The 14,882-nt window shown below is 68.6% G+C and carries 11 protein-coding genes; 9 read left to right on the top strand and 2 right to left on the bottom strand.

The window, feature by feature from the left end; all coding sequences use genetic code 11:
• Positions 1-111: 111 nt before the first annotated feature.
• The 7 genes from ABT313_RS14955 (at position 112) to ABT313_RS14925 (ending at position 9,125) form a co-directional block, all read left to right on the top strand.
• Positions 112-2,415: a sodium-translocating pyrophosphatase gene (locus ABT313_RS14955; RefSeq protein ID WP_350852811.1), complete on the top strand. Its 2,304-nt coding sequence runs from the start codon at positions 112-114 to the stop codon at positions 2,413-2,415.
• 126 nt (positions 2,416-2,541) lie between these two features.
• Positions 2,542-3,747 (top strand): DUF4142 domain-containing protein, encoded by a 1,206-nt coding sequence (locus tag ABT313_RS14950; protein ID WP_350852808.1) that lies wholly within the window; start codon positions 2,542-2,544, stop codon positions 3,745-3,747.
• A gap of 270 nt (positions 3,748-4,017) precedes the next feature.
• Positions 4,018-5,010, top strand: coding sequence for an ABC transporter ATP-binding protein (locus tag ABT313_RS14945; protein ID WP_350852805.1), 993 nt, complete (start codon positions 4,018-4,020; stop codon positions 5,008-5,010).
• A 1-nt stretch (position 5,011) separates the two neighbouring features.
• A complete protein-coding gene (locus tag ABT313_RS14940; RefSeq protein WP_350852802.1) occupies positions 5,012-5,776 on the top strand; it encodes an ABC transporter permease in 765 nt (254 codons plus the stop codon).
• 174 nt (positions 5,777-5,950) lie between these two features.
• Complete coding sequence (locus ABT313_RS14935; protein WP_350852799.1) at positions 5,951-6,745, top strand: DUF2785 domain-containing protein; 795 nt, start codon at positions 5,951-5,953, stop codon at positions 6,743-6,745.
• 316 nt (positions 6,746-7,061) lie between these two features.
• Positions 7,062-8,366: a cytochrome P450 gene (locus ABT313_RS14930; RefSeq protein WP_350855092.1), complete on the top strand. Its 1,305-nt coding sequence runs from the start codon at positions 7,062-7,064 to the stop codon at positions 8,364-8,366.
• Between the two features lie 270 nt (positions 8,367-8,636).
• Positions 8,637-9,125 (top strand): NUDIX domain-containing protein, encoded by a 489-nt coding sequence (locus tag ABT313_RS14925; RefSeq protein ID WP_350852796.1) that lies wholly within the window; start codon positions 8,637-8,639, stop codon positions 9,123-9,125.
• Here the strand turns inward: ABT313_RS14925 and ABT313_RS14920 are convergent.
• A complete protein-coding gene (locus tag ABT313_RS14920; RefSeq protein ID WP_350852793.1) occupies positions 9,112-9,927 on the bottom strand; it encodes a TIGR03619 family F420-dependent LLM class oxidoreductase in 816 nt (271 codons plus the stop codon). The genes ABT313_RS14925 and ABT313_RS14920 overlap by 14 nt on opposite strands.
• A gap of 207 nt (positions 9,928-10,134) precedes the next feature.
• Between ABT313_RS14920 and ABT313_RS14915 the strand changes: the two genes are divergently transcribed.
• Positions 10,135-11,691, top strand: a complete 1,557-nt coding sequence (locus ABT313_RS14915) for a GGDEF domain-containing protein (RefSeq protein ID WP_350852790.1) — start codon at positions 10,135-10,137, stop codon at positions 11,689-11,691.
• Positions 11,692-11,730: 39 nt separating this feature from the next.
• Entirely contained in the window at positions 11,731-13,299 is a 1,569-nt protein-coding gene (locus ABT313_RS14910) for a GGDEF domain-containing protein (protein WP_350852787.1), read from the top strand.
• On the opposite strand, the gene ABT313_RS14905 is transcribed toward ABT313_RS14910, so the two are convergent.
• Entirely contained in the window at positions 13,293-14,735 is a 1,443-nt protein-coding gene (locus tag ABT313_RS14905; RefSeq protein WP_350852784.1) for a DUF7059 domain-containing protein, read from the bottom strand. The two genes, ABT313_RS14910 and ABT313_RS14905, sit on opposite strands and share 7 nt — an antisense overlap.
• Positions 14,736-14,882 lie beyond the last annotated feature (147 nt).

The raw sequence follows: 14,882 nt of genomic DNA, 5'->3' as shown, positions 1-14,882 counted from the left end.
TAGAGTAGCCCACCGCGCCAGTCCATTGGCGTTGTGTCGTATTTCCCCAACCCTTCGGTTGCGGCAGACGGGGGCCGTCAAGCCTGGATGGGTTGCCTACAAGGAGGACGGATGTCCGCACGGCTTGTGCCACAAGCGGTGGATCTTTCGTCGAGCAACACCACACTGGTGATCGTCGTCGGGGTGATCGCGATCCTCGCGGTCGTCATCGCGATGGTCTTCCGGGGCCAGGTGCTTGCCGCGAACGATGGCACCGAGAACATGAAGACGATCGCCGCGGCGGTTCAGGAAGGCGCATCTGCGTACCTGAACCGGCAGTTCCGGACATTGTCGATCTTCGCCGTTGTCGCGTTCCTGTTGCTGTTCCTGCTGCCGGCTCACACCGACGGCGGCAACGAGACCACGCTGAAGATCTTCCGCTCCGTCTTCTTCCTGGTCGGAGCGGGCTTCTCCGCCGCGATCGGGTACCTGGGCATGTGGCTCGCGACGCGCGCCAACGTCCGGGTCGCCGCGGCGGCCCGCGACGAGGGCCGCAACCCGGCGATGCGGGTCGCGTTCCGCACCGGTGGCACCGTCGGCATGGCGACCGTGGGCCTCGGCCTGTTCGGCGCCGCATTGGTCGTGCTGATCTTCAAGGGTGACGCTCCGACGGTGCTCGAGGGCTTCGGCTTCGGCGCCGCGATGCTCGCCATGTTCATGCGTGTCGGCGGCGGTATCTTCACCAAGGCCGCCGACGTCGGCGCCGACCTGGTCGGCAAGGTCGAGCAGAACATCCCCGAGGACGACCCCCGGAACGCGGCGACGATCGCCGACAACGTGGGCGACAACGTCGGTGACTGCGCCGGTATGGCGGCCGACCTGTTCGAGTCGTACGCCGTGATGCTGGTCGCCTCGCTGATCCTGGGCAAGGCGGCGTTCGGCGAGCAGGGCCTGATCTTCCCGCTGATCGTTCCGACCATCGGCGCGATCACCGCGGTCATCGGCGTCTTCCTGACCCGTCCGCGCACCGGCGAGAACGGCCTGCGGACGATCAACCGGGCCTTCTACATCTCCGCGATCATCTCCGCCGTGCTCTGTGCGGTGGCGGCGTTCGTCTACCTGCCCGGCAGCTTCAAGGACCTGACCGGCGCGAGCGGCGCGATCGCCGCGTACGACGGCGACCCGCGGCTGATCGCCACCGTCTCGGTGATCATCGGCATCGTGCTGGCGGCCGTCATCCTGGCGCTGACCGGTTACTACACCGGCACCGAGGACAAGCCGGTCAAGGACGTCGGCAAGACCTCGCTGACCGGTGCCGCGACCGTGATCCTGTCGGGTATCTCGGTCGGCTTCGAGTCCGCCGTCTACACCGCGGTCGTGATCGCGGCGGCCGTGTACGGCGCCTTCCTGGTCGGCGGTTCCGGTGTGGTCGCGCTGTTCGCGATCGCGCTGGCCGGCTGCGGTCTGCTCACCACCGTCGGCGTCATCGTCGCGATGGACACCTTCGGTCCGGTCTCCGACAACGCGCAGGGCATCGCCGAGATGTCCGGTGACGTGGACGGCGAGGCGGCCCAGATCCTGACCGAGCTGGACGCCGTCGGCAACACCACGAAGGCCATCACCAAGGGCATCGCGATCGCGACCGCCGTACTGGCCGCGACCGCGCTGTTCGGTTCGTTCACCGACGCGATCCGGACCTCGCTGTCCGACAACTACCCGAAGTTCGAGGCCGAGGCACTGGTCTTCAACCCGGGCACGCTGGTCGGCATCATCCTCGGTGCGGCCGTCGTGTTCATGTTCTCCGGGCTCGCGATCAACGCCGTCGGCCGCGCCGCCGGTGCGGTCGTGTACGAGGTTCGTCGCCAGTTCCGCGACATCCCCGGGATCATGGAGGGGACGGGCAAGCCGGAGTACGGCAAGGTCGTCGACATCTGCACCCGGGACTCGCTGCGGGAGCTGGCCACGCCTGGTCTGCTCGCGCTGACCGCCCCGATCGCCGTCGGCTTCGGCCTCGGCGCCGCGGCGCTGGCCGGCTACCTGGCCGGTGCGATCGGCGCCGGCACGCTGATGGCGGTCTTCCTGGCCAACTCCGGTGGAGCCTGGGACAACGCCAAGAAGCTGGTCGAGGACGGCAACTGGGGCGGCAAGGGTTCGCCGGCTCACGAGGCCACTGTCATCGGTGACACCGTCGGCGACCCGTTCAAGGACACCGCCGGCCCGGCCATCAACCCGCTGATCAAGGTGATGAACCTGGTCTCGGTGCTGATCGCTCCGGCCGTCGTCGGGATGTCCGCGATCGGCGACGACCCGAACAAGGCGCTCCGGATCATCATCGCGGTCGTCGCGGTGATCATCCTGGCCGCCGCGGTCTACGTCTCCAAGCGCCGGGAGTCGGTCATCTCCGACACCCCGGCCGAGGTGAACGCGGCCGCGTAGTACCGCAGTAGCTGCTGGAACGGCCCGCCGATCGGTTGATCGGCGGGCCGTTTCGCGTGGACCGGGACCACCCCACGCCCGTACTGTTTTGTACGTCGAAACGTCCGTTGGGAGGTGGCACGGTCGATGTCTCTCCGGCGGACAGTTGCTTTGATCATCGTGCTCATGGCCGGCCTCTGGGCGGCGGCACAGCAGGCGGACGCCGCGCCGCCGACGCCGGACTCGACGTACCTCATCGCGGCCCACCAGTTCAATCTGACGATCATCGTCGCCGCCCACGCGGCGAACTCGCAGGGCCAAAGCTCGTGCGTGCGGACCGTGGCCGTCCAGCTGGAACGTGACCATCGCAAGCTCGCCGCGCAGGAGACCGAGCTCGCCACCCGTTTCGGCATCAAACTGCCGACGCTGCCGTCGACGGCACAGCTCCGGCAGCTCGACGCCGTCGGAGCCAAGTCGGGGACGAGCGAGTACGACGCGGCGTGGCTCGCGTTGCAGCGGACGCAGCACCAGCAGTACCTCGCGCTGATCAACGGCGACCTGCCCAAGGCCTCCTCGCCGGCGGTCGAGTCGGTGGCCGAGGGCGCGAAGCCCGTCGTCGAGATGGATCTGCAGATGGTGGCAGGTCCTTGCAAGGTCGTCACGACCAAACCGGTCGTGCCCACCGGGAACGGCGGTCAGGTCGGCGACGCCCAGCAGGCACGCTCGCGGGCGGCTCTGGTCCTGCTCGGGCTCGGAGCGCTGCTTCTCCTGGTCGGTAAGCAGAAGTCGATGCGGCGGCGCGTCCTCGGTGTCGGAGCTCTCGTGGCCGGGCTCGTCATGATCTTCGGGACGCCCGGCAACACCGGGAAGGTACCGTCAGCCGGTGCGGGCGTGGAGGACCGGGAAGCTGCGATTCCGCCGGTTCGGTTGAAACTGCAAGGTGTCAAGAACGCGCCGGTGCAGCCGGTCGCTACCGGGAGTGACGGCCAGCTGCAGATGCCGGCGTCGCCGAATGCCGTGGGTTGGTGGGCTGCGGGCGCGGCGCCGGGCTCCGAGGGCGGGACTGTGCTGCTTGCCGGACATGTGGATACGGCCCGTTCCGGGCGCGCGGTGTTCGCTGGGCTGTCCGAAGTACCCGTCGGTGCCAAGGTCTCGGTGACGGGTGGGGACGGACACGTGCACCGGTACAAGATCGTGGCTCGGCGCACCTACTTGCAGAGTGCGTTGCCGCGCGACCTCTTCCAGGGCGCCGGGAAGCCGCGTCTGGTGCTGGTCACCTGCACCGGTGCGTACGACCACAAGGCGAATCGCTACACCCACAACCTGGTGCTGTACGGCGTCCCGGTGGTCTGAGCCGTTTGGTAGTCACTTCCACCTGCTACCGACCGAAGTACGGCGGTCCGTCGACTTTCGGCTGATGTGGGAAGACCCGCTGATAGGGGATCGTCGGGGTCGTGGTCAGGGCTTTAACCGATAGCAGCCGGCATCCGGCGGACGGCAGAATCAACCCACGGGTGGACACACCGGATCCGCCCGGGGTCCGATGATCCAGGCCCCGCTGACCTCGATACTGAGTGCTACACAGTCCACTACCAGGTGCGCCACCGAAAGAGGAGTACGGCGATGATCGAGGCAAAGGGCCTCACCAAGCGATACGGCGCAACAGTTGCCGTTGACAACCTGTCTTTCGAGGTGAAACCGGGGCGGGTGACCGGCTTCCTCGGCCCGAACGGGGCCGGCAAGTCGACCACCATGCGGATGATCCTCGGACTCGATACCCCGACGTCCGGATCGGTCACGATCGACGGCCAGCGCTACCGGGATCTGCACAAGCCGCTGACCAAGGTCGGCGCGCTGCTGGACGCCAAGTGGGTGCACCCGAACCGCTCGGCGCGTGCGCACCTGACCTGGATGGCCGCGTCCAACAAGCTGCCGAAGGACTCCGTCGACAAGGCGCTCGAGATGGTCGGCCTGTCCGCCGTCGCGAACAAGCGCGCCGGCGCCTTCTCGCTCGGTATGTCGCAGCGGCTCGGTATCGCCGGTGCGCTGCTCGGCGACCCCGAGGTGCTGCTGTTCGACGAGCCGGTCAACGGCCTCGACCCCGAGGGCATCGTCTGGATCCGGACCTTCATGCACCGGCTGGCCGACGAGGGCCGGACCGTGCTGGTCTCCAGCCACCTGCTGTCCGAGATGGCACTGACCGCCGAGGACCTGGTCGTCATCGGCCGCGGCAAGCTGATCGCGCAGAGCACGACGCAGGAGTTCGTCGACCGCGCCAGCGGCACGACGGTCAAGGTCCGTACGCCGCAGCTCGACCAGCTGGCCGGTGTACTGCACGAGCAGCAGCTGGTCACCCGGATCGAGGACGTCGAGAACGAGGGCAAGGTGCTCTTCGTCGAGGGCGACCTGACCACCGACCAGGTCGGCGAGGCCGCTGCCGCGCACGGCATCGTGCTGCACGAGCTGACGCTGCAGCGCGGTTCGCTGGAGCAGGCGTTCATGCAGATGACCGGAGACTCGGTCGAGTACCACGCGCACGACGAGATCGCTGCCGTGACCCAGCTCGACGCGCCCTCGGGTGCCGAGGTGGCCGCGGGTCCGAAGGAGGACAACTGACATGTCGGTGATCACTGTCGAGCGGATCAAGCTCTTCTCCACCCGTTCGCCGTGGTGGTGCATGGTCGTCGCGGCCGTGCTGACCGTCGGGTTCGCGGCGCTGACGACCGGCTTCCTGAAGGGTGCCGACGAGCAGCAGGCGACGATCTTCATCACCCAGCCGGGCGCCCAGCTCAGCCAGATGGTGATGATGGTGATGGCCGCGCTGGCCGTCACCACGGAGTACCGGTTCGGCACCATCCGGACCAGCTTCCAGGCCGTTCCGCAGCGTGCCGCGCTGCTGCTCGGCAAGACCGCGGTGGTGGCGTTCCTGTCCGGTGTCATCGGCCTGATCGCGTCGTTCGGCGCGTGGGGCGTCGGCAGCCTGTTCGCGAGCAACGCGGACCTGTCGATCAACACCGGGGCCGAGTGGCGGCTGCTGGCCGGCCAGGGCCTGGTCTTCGCGATCTCCGCGGTGATCGCGGTGGCGGTCGGGATCCTGATCCGGCAGAGCGCCGGTGCGATCGCGATCCTGATCCTCTGGCCGCTGCTGGTCGAGAACCTGGTCAACCTGATCCCCAAGGTCGGCGACGACCTGGCCAAGTGGGCGCCGTTCGCGAACGGCAGCTCGTTCCTGAACCAGGGCCAGGACTTCGGTCTGGCCGGTCCGGGCGCCGGGGGCAGCGACTTCGCTCTCGGACCATGGTGGGCCTTGCTGTACTTCGCCGGCTGGGCGGCCGCGCTGATGGCGATCGCCCTCTTCTCGGCGAGCAAGCGCGACGCGTAGAAGCCACCCCGGTCGAGGTTGAGGGGCCCTGACCGGGGCAGGGAGCCCGGCCGGGCTGAGGGGTCCTGGCCGCGACGGCCCGTGGTACATCCGGGAGACCGGATGGACCGCGGGCCGTTTCTCCTGTTGATCAAAGGTTGGCGGGTGGCCCGGCCAGCGTCTACGGTGCCGCGCATGACCGATTGGGCGCAGGTGCGCGAGGCTGGTTACGCGGTCCCCGAGGACCGCTCGACGGACGAGCTGGTGGCCGAGCTGGTGGGCATGCTGCGATCACCGGATCCCGTCGTACGGGACCGGCACGGGTACTCCGTCCTCGCGACCTGGATCGGCCGCGGCGTACTGACGACCGACCAGCTGCGGGCACTCGGCGACGAGATGATTCCGCGATTCGGCGACCCGGAGATCCAGGTCCGGACCTTCGCGCCGCTGATCCTCGACTGCATCGTGACCGCGGGCGTCTTCGAGCCGCACTGGGTGCCGCCGTTCGAGCGCTGGTATGTCGCCGAGGAGGACCTGCGCGGGTACGACGAGAAGCTCGGCTGGCTGCACGCGATCGCGCACGGGGCCGACCTGCTCGGGGCGCTCGGGCAGCACCCGGCGGTCGAGCCGATGCAGGTGCTGCGGCTCGGGATCGGGCGGTTGCTGACGCCGACGTCGTACGTGCTGCGGGACATGGAGGACGACCGGCTCGGGTACGCGCTGGCCGCGACGCTCACCCGCGACGACCTGACCGAGTCCGACGCGGTCGAATGGCTCGACCCGGTGATCCGCGCGCTCTCGAACCCGCCGGCCGAAGGCATCACTCCCGAGGTGACGAACACGATCCGCACGTTGCGGGTTGTATACGTGTTCGCCGATCACGGTCTGCGGGTCGGGGATGAGAAAAAGCTCACGCCGATCCCGCGACGCGAAGAGGTCAAGACCAAGCTGGCCGACGTACTGCGCATCGTCACGCCGTACTATCTCTGAGCGCTCACAGGTGATGCAGGCTCGGGGCAACTACCTGGTGGGGTACGACGCATCCGACTTTCGTCTTGTTTTTCCCTGAATCCTCCCCGAGCAACGGCATGTCGAGGTCCAGGGCGGAGTACAGGTGAAGTCAGGTGGCAGTGGAGGGCTCGTCCGTGACAAGGTCTCTGCTGGCAGGCCATGGCCCCCTCCCATGGTGGTGCCAACGCCACTACCCAAGTAGTGCCAACACCATCAGATCTGGTCCCCGGCAAGGTTAGCTTTGAGCTACAAAGCCGTCGGGGGCAGCGGGTTCTAGAGAGGGCGCGTGGAAGTCATGGTTGCGACATACCTGAAGAGATGGGTCGGCAACCGCATTCTCAGTAGGACCACCCGCAAAGGTGGTCTCGACCTGTCGAAGATGCGGATGTTCCCCAGCTCGGTCTCGATGCCGCTGCGCCGGCAGGGTCTCGACCCGGTGCCGGCGTTGGCAGAGGTGCGGGAGACCGAGCCGGTGCACAAGCTGGCCCACCTGTTCGGGCTGAACGTCTGGGTGGTCAGCGGGCACGCGGAGGCCAAGTCCGTGCTCGCCGACACGACGAACTTCAGCAACGACATCCGGCCGCTGGTCGGCTCGGACCCGAACAAGCCGTCGGAAGGTATCGGCGGGCTCGGGTTCACCGATCCGCCGGACCACACGCGCCTGCGGAAGCTGCTCACCCCCGAGTTCACCAAGCGCAAGCTGGCCCGGCTCGAGCCGGCGATCGAGAAGATCGTCAACGACCAGCTGGACCAGATGGAGGCCAAGGGCCCGGTCGTCGACATCGTGTCGGACTTCGCCTTCAACGTGCCGTTCCTGCTGATCGCGGACCTGCTCGGCGTCGAGGAGCAGGACCGCGATCGCTTCCGCGCGCTCGGGCCGGCCCGTTTCGACCTGTCCGGCGGCGGGATCGGGGTGTTCGGGTCGGCGTCGGAGTCCCGGGACTTCCTGTTCGAGATCGTTCGCAAGCAGCGGACCAACCCCGGCGACGGGCTGATCGGGTCGATCATCCGCGAGCAGGGCGACGACCTGGACGACATCGAGCTCGGCGGGCTTGCCGACGGCGTGTTCCTGGGCGGGTACGAGACGTCGGCGAGCATGCTCGCGCTCGGCACGCTGGTGCTGCTGCGCGACCCGGCGAACTTCGAGCTGATCCGGAACGAGCCGGGCGCCGTCGACGTGATCGTCGAGGAGCTGCTGCGGTACTTGACGGTTGTCCAGGTCGCGTTCCCGCGGTTCGCCCGGCACGACCAGGAGCTGTTCGGCCAGCAGGTGAAGAAGGGCGACCTGGTCGCGGTGTCGCTGTCCGGCGCGGACCGCGACAAGCAGATCTTCGGCCCGGACGCGGAGGACTTCTACCCCCGCCGTACCGTGTCCGCCGCCCACCTCGCCTTCGGCCATGGCATGCACCGCTGCGTCGGCGCCGAGCTGGCGCGGATGGAACTGCGCGCCGCGTTCACTGCGCTGGCCCACCGCTTCCCGGACTTGTCCCTCGCCGTACCCGAAGAACAACTCCGCTTCCGCGACTTCTCCATCGTCTACGGCGTCGAGTCCCTCCCCGTCCAACTCCACGCAGCCTCAACCAACCAAGCCGCCGTCTAAACGACACCGCTCCGCCTGAAGCACACCGCTCCGGCGGCGGACAAAGGACACCGCTTCGCGGCGGCTGACTTTTGGCCGCTCCGCGGCAGCCGCAACCCGCCATCCGCCTCGCCCACATCCGGCGAGGCGGATGTGTTTCCGGGACCACGGGCACGGGTCCGCTACACCTGCTCGTCCGGGGCTGCGCCGCAGTACACGAACCGTCGTCCGGTCGGCAGTTGGGGCGAACTCTTGTGGGGGGATGGTCGTCTATCGGGCTGACGGAAGGGTGTGGTGGGTGTGGATGTGGAGTACGCGGCTGGGTTGGCTCGGAAGCGGGTGGTGGCTGGGGTGGTGTTTCGGGCGGGGGATGGGCGGGTGCTGCTGGTTGAGCCGTCGTACAAGGTCAACTGGGAGATACCGGGGGGAGCGGTTGAGGCTGACGAGTCGCCGTGGGACGGGGCGGCTCGGGAGTTGCGGGAAGAGCTTGGGTGGGAGCGGGGAATCGGGCGGCTGTTGGTGGTGGACCACGTGCACACGTACGAGGGGCGGCCGGAGGCGATTGTGTTTGTGTTCGACGGGGGTGTGCTGAGCGACGCTGAGGTTGGAGAGCTCACCTTCCCGGACGGGGAGATCGTGTCGGCCGGGTTCTACGACCCGGCCGAGACACGAAGCCTGGTGAAGCCGTTGCTGGCGGACCGGGTCGAGGTGGCGTTGACCGCGGCGAAGGACGGCTCGGTCTGGTACTGCGAGAACGGGAAGCCGGTCAGGACAAGCTGAAGCGGTGGGCGAAGGTGGTCAGGTCTTCCAGCGACTGGGGGTTGATCACCAGGCGGGTAACGCCTTGCCGGGCGTAGGAGTGAACGGCCACGGGGGTTAGGTCGGTAGACGCCCAGCGGGTGTATTCGAGGTTGTCCCGAGGAGATGTCTTGCGGGCCAGGTCCCACTGGGCTGCGCGTTCGGTGGGTGGGAGGTTGCCGCCTGGGAAGTAGCCGTTGCCGCGGAGGGCGGCTCGGCGGGCGGCGGCGCGGGAGGAGCCGCCTATGTGGATGGGGAGGGAGGCCAGCGGGTGGGGGTAGCTGGTGAGGTTCTCGAAGTTGTAGAACTCGCCTGAGTGGCTGACCCCGTCCGGTCCGCCCGACCACAGCAGGCGCAGTACGTCGATGGCCTCGTCGGCTCGGCGGCCTCGGGTGGCGTAGTCGACTCCTACGGCGTGGGCCTCGCCGGCGAGACTGCCTAGGCCGACGGTCAGCAGGCGCATCCGGCCCTTGGACAGTACGTCGATGGTGGCGAGGCGCTTCGCCAGCGTGACCGGGTGGTGGTACGGCAGCAGCAGTACTGCGGTGCCCAGCAGGAGATGGTCTGTCGCCGCAGCGACGTACGTGAGCAGGTCGAGCGGATCGGCGTACTCGAGCGTGGTCGGCAGTTCGAAGCCGCCCAAGGACGCGCCGCGGTAGAGGGCGACGTGCTCGGGGACGTACAGCCCCTCGAACCCGCAGGCCTCCGCGTGCTGGGCGAACTCGACCAGACGGTCCGGATCCATGCCTTGCCCTGGTGTGCTGTATGCAACGGCGAATTTCACCCCGCCGACCCTAGAACCCTGCCCCTGAGGGCAGGGCAAATTGCGGCACTGGTGGTTCTCGTGAGTAGTGTCTTTGTGGCACTAGGTGGTCGTTGGCCGGATCGGGTCGTGACAGGATGCGGGGTGGGTGGTCACAATGGGCGGTCCGGCCCGAGGTGCGGGTGACGGAACAGGGAAGGGCCGTCGGCGGGTATGGGGATTGGGGAGATGGCGACGGGCGATGAGCTGACCGCCCGGATTGCCGCCGCGATGACCGCCGCTCAGTCCGGCGGGCATGCGATGGCCGCGGCGGAGATCGAGGCGATCCGGTCCGAGCTGGGTGCGGAGCCGAGCTACCGGCTGGCTGCCGTAGAGTACGTGCGCGGCGTGACGGCCCACCACGCCAGTGACGCCGACGAGGCGCTGCGGGCGGTCGACGCCTGTATCGAGGTCGGCCGGGCGATCGACGAACCCGGCTGGGAAGCGAACGCCCTCCCGATCCGCATCATCAACCTCGCCCGCAGCGGCCGCGGCGGCGACACCGTGAACGACCTGGTCGCGGCTGAAGCGGCCTTGAGCCGGACCAAGGACCTGGGACTGACCGCCTGGGCGCACACCGGCCTCGGCTACGCGTACGACGTCCTGCGGCTGTTCGAGCTCTGCATCCCGCACTACGAGCTGGCGACCGGGCTCGACGAGGACGTGTTCGAGCTGGCCGAGTCCGAGGCGATCGATCGCTTGAACCTCGCAGAGACGTACCTGCGCTGGGCCCATGAGCTCGAGCGCCTCGGCGATCCTTTGTATACAAGGGAGATCGAGGAGCGCCTGGCGTCAGCGGCGTACTGGGCGCGTGAGGCCGAGCGGGTGATAGTCAACGACGAGAGCCAGGAGTTCTGGCGTCTGAGCGCCCGTCTGTGGCTTGCCGCGGCCGTTACCGCCGCGAACCCGGAGCATGCGGTCGCCGAGCTGACCGACATCCGCGACGAGATCAGCAAGCTCGGCGAGACCGAGCGGCTCGCGATCGCCGGCGCGTACCTGGCCAGGGCCCTGAAGGCGCAGCGGAAGCTCGAGGAGGCCAAGGCCGCGGCGGACCGGGCGGCCGACGACCTGATTCCGTTGGCCGACCCATCGACACATGTCCTCGTCCTGCAGACCCGTTCGGAGATCGATGCTCTCGAAGGTACGCCGGGAGCCGTGGCCGGCTTGGAGTACGCGCGCTCGGTCGCGCGTGGGTGGTGGAAGGAGCGGCAGCGGGCGCTGAACGCCGTCCGGCATGCGCTTGCCGTGCACGATCTCCCGGCCCGGCACGACGCCGAGTGGCACGCGGCGCGGCAGGATCCGCTGACCGGCGTGGGGAATCGCCGCGCGCTCGACGAGCGGCTGACGGCGGCCCGTGACTCCGGGCGGGCGGTCACCTTGCTGGCCATCGATGTGGACAACCTGAAGATCGTCAACGACACCTTCGGGCACGCCTGCGGGGACGAATTGCTGCAGGTTGTGGCAAATCTCCTGGTAGAACAGGCGCGAGCGACCGATGCCGTGGTTCGATCGGGAGGCGACGAGTTCTTCGTGGTCCTCGATCAGCCCGACGCCAAAGGCGGTGCCCAGTTGGCCGAGCGGATCCGGATCGCCGTCGAGGCGATCGCGGCGTCGACGGAGAAGCCGTGGTTGCGCCGGCTCGGGCTGAGCCTCGGATACGCAGCAACCGCCGAGGGACTCGGTGTCGAGCAGTTGATCGCGCGGGCGGATGTGCGCCTCTACGAGGACAAGCGCCGCAACAGGTGACGGGCACTTGCAACAAGTGAGTCAGGGTAGGGAGGTGTGGTGCGCGAGACGTCGGGGGTGACGGCACGGATCGCGGCGGCGATGACGCGGGCGCAGTCGGGCAGTCCGGCCGAGGCTGGGCTCGAGCTCAACGAGCTGCTGGCCGAGCTGGATCCGGAGCCGAGTCACGAGCGGGCGGCGGCGGAGTACGTGCGGGCCGTCGCGGCGCATCACGCCACCGACGCGATCGAGGCGCTGGACGCCGTCGACGGCTGTATCCGGGTCGCCCGCGCGATCGACGAGCCGGGCTGGGAGGCGAACGCGATCGCGCTGCGGATCGTCACGCTGATCCGGACCGGCGAAGGCGGTGACTCGGTCGCGGACCTGGTCGCCGCGGAGAACGCGCTGTCACGGACCCGCGATCTCGGTCTGGCCGGCTGGGCGCACACCGGCCTCGGCTACGCCTACGACCTGCTCCGGCTGTACGAGTTGTGCATCCCGCACTTCGAGCTCGCCGCAGAGGGTGATCACGATCCGCTCGGGCTGCCCGAGGCGCCCGCGATCAACCGGCTCAACCTGGCCGAGTCGAACCTGCGCTGGGCCCACGAGCTCGAGCGGCTCGGCGACACGTCGTACGACGAGGAGATCAAGCAGCGCCGGCGGGCCGCGCATCGGTGGGCGGGTGAGGCGGTCGACGCGATCCTCGCGGCCGACCTGCTCGGGTACTGGCCGATGGTCGGGCGGATGTGGCTCGCGGCGAGCAACGACGCCGGGGACGGGGCCGAGGCCGTCGTGATCCTGAAGGACTGTCGCGACCAGTTGGCGAAGATCGGTGATCTCGAGCTGGCTTCGATCGCGGGCGCGTACTTGGCCAGGGCGTACCTGACGCTCGGCCGGGTCGACGAGGCGATGGAGGCCGCGGGACGGTCGGCGAGCGAGTTGCCGCCGACGTCGGATCCGCCGGTCGAGGCGCTGATCCGGCACACCGCCGTACGGATCGTGGCCGAGTCAGGTGACGTCGGTGCGTCTACCGGGCTGCAGTATGCGCGGGCGATCAGCAGAGGGTGGTGGGCGGAGCGGCTGCGTGGGCTGTACGCCGTACGGACTGCGCTGGCGAGCCATGAGCTGTCGATTCGGCACGACGCCGAGTGGCGGGCGGCTCGTGAGGACCCGCTGACCGGTGTCGGCAATCGGCGCGCTCTGGACGAGCGGATGTCGGTCGCGCGGGACTCGGGTCGATCGGTGGCGGTGATCGCGATCGATGTCGACAACCTGAAGGTCGTCAACGACAGCTACGGACATGCGTGTGGTGATGAGGTACTGCGGCGTGTCGGGCAGCTGCTGAAGGAGCAGTGCCGCGCGGAGGACGTGGTGGCGCGGGCGGGCGGGGACGAGTTCGTCGTCGTACTCGACAATCCGGACGAGCGTGGCGCGCCCGAGCTCGTCGAGCGGATCAAGACCGCGGCGGACCGGGAGGCGGCGCAGGCGCTGGCGCCGTGGTTCGCGATGCTGCGGCTGAGTGTGGGGCAGGCGAGCAGCACAGACGGTACGTCGGTGAGTGACCTGCTGACCGAGGCCGACCGGCGCATGTACGCCGAGAAGCGCCGGCGCCGGCGGGCGGCTCAGTAGTTCAGGAAGCCTTCCACGACGAGGTTTCTGATCTGCGGGAGGTAGTCGGACAGTACGTCGACCACCGGGCGGTCCATCAGGTCCGCTAGGGCCGCGAGAATCTGGCCGGTGCTCAGATCACCGTCACAAGCACCTACGAAGCCGGCCAGCACGGTGTCGACCTGCTCCGCACGGCGCATGCCACGCTGGCGTCGCAGAACGATCGTGGCCGGGTCCTCGGCGCCCGGTTGGCCGGTGGTCTCCTGGATGACGTCGTCGGCGACGCGGAAATGCAGCGCGGTCAGGTCGGCGGGGAGACCTTCCAGACGTTCGAAGCGGTGCAGGACGTGCGGACCGATGGGACGCTCGATCTCGTACGGCCAGGACTCGGCGTCGAGGGTGCCTTCGACGTTGTGCAGGCTGATCCAGCCCATGCCGATCGCTTCGACGTTCTGGTCGTCCAGATAGCGCATCCACTCGTCGTATCTGGTGGTGTACTGCGGTGAGCCGTGCAGGCCGGCGTCGCGCAGCCAGAGTTCGACGTACTCGGACGGGTCGAGCTGCTCGCGCTGGACGGCCCAGGCGGAGCGGTCCGCTGTCCAGGTGGCGATGCGGTCCTGCCAGTCCTGGCCGCGGACGCAGGTCCAGTTGGCGAGCAGCTGGCACCAGCCGCCGTCGGTGAGGTGGTCCGGCGCTTGCCTGATGAGCTGCTCGACGACGGCGTCACCGGCGTACCCGGTCTCGCGGTAGGTCAGGTCGCCGCCGGGCGGGGAGATGACGTACGGCGGGTTGCTGACAATCAGGTCGAACCGCTCACCGCGGACCGGCTCGTACAGGCTGCCGTCGCGGACGTCGAGGTCGATGTGGTTGAGCGCCGCCGTCCACCGGGCCAGCTGCAGCGCACGCGGGTTGACGTCGGTGGCGACGAGCTGGTTGACGCGGTCGGCGAGGTGCAGCGATTGGATGCCGCAGCCGGTGCCGATGTCGAGCGCACGATCCGCCTTGATCGGGACGGTGAGGTGAATCAGGCTCAGGCTGGCCGGCGCGATCCCGAGCACGTAGTCGGACCGCATCGGCTCCCGCCGCCCGTCGAGCCCCGGGGTGGGGTCGGCAACCACCCACCACTCCCGCTCGTCCTCCGCGAACGGCCGGATGTCGAGCACCGCCCTCGCCTCGCCGCCCGATACCGCGACGATGCCCAGAGCAACTAGATCGATCCCCGGAAACGCCTTGCCCACAAGCGTTTCCGCCACCGGACGCTGCAACAAGAACAACCGAATCATCGTGTCAAGCGCATCCCCCGCCCCCGTACGCCGAACCGCCGGCGCCGTCTCGTTCCGCCCCAACGCCCCATTAGCCTGCTCCCCAAGCCGCTCGGCCACCCCGTCCACGGTGTAGCCCGCAGCCCCGAACGCCGCCCTAAGTCCCGCCACGTCGTACCCCGTCAACTGATCCACGCCGCCATCCTCCCATCCTCGTCGCCGCCCCCGTCTGCCCCGGCCGCCCCGCCTGCGACGCATTTGGTGGGTGGACCCATCCTGTTGGGGGTTCCACACCCTGTATAAGCGTGGGGAACCCCCGATTTGCTGGGTCCACCCACCAAA

It is taken from the genome of Kribbella sp. NPDC000426 (assembly GCF_040300265.1).
Taxonomy (GTDB): Bacteria; Actinomycetota; Actinomycetes; order Propionibacteriales; family Kribbellaceae; genus Kribbella.
This window is presented reverse-complemented; position numbering and strand designations above follow the sequence as displayed.